We start from the raw sequence: 379 nt of genomic DNA, 5'->3' as shown, positions 1-379 counted from the left end.
AACGACAGATCGGTAGAATCCCCGGATTCAATACGGGCAGGAAAAATGCGCTGCTGTGAATCACCAATGGCGACGACATCCGCAACTTTTACCATCCGCGGCAGCGGGGTAACTTGCGGTGCTTTCTGATCGCAAGCCGTTGTTATTAAAATAACAACGGGAATGAGAGAAAAATAACGGTTCACTGTATTCCCCTCGGTGCTAAAGGTTTTATTTTACATATTTTTCACAAATGCCGGCTTTATTCAGCCAGCGCTGAGACCACTAAATAGGTAAATAACCCGGAAGCCGTACAGGCGATTATTGCCAGGGCAATAAACAGGCTCAGGCGAAACAGGCTGTAGCCGAACATTGCTCCTCCTCTGGTATCAACCTTGTG

At 47.5% G+C, this 379-nt stretch carries 1 pseudogene; it reads right to left on the bottom strand.

The window, feature by feature from the left end:
* Nucleotides 1-185, bottom strand: a pseudogene (locus tag HV213_RS33120) (efflux RND transporter periplasmic adaptor subunit); the annotation flags it as partial.
* Nucleotides 186-379 lie beyond the last annotated feature (194 nt).

Origin of the sequence: Klebsiella sp. RHBSTW-00484 (genome assembly GCF_013705725.1) — a bacterium.
GTDB lineage: Bacteria > Pseudomonadota > Gammaproteobacteria > Enterobacterales > Enterobacteriaceae > Klebsiella.
Note: the sequence above shows the minus strand (reverse complement) of the source record. Positions and strands in the feature narration are given on the sequence as shown.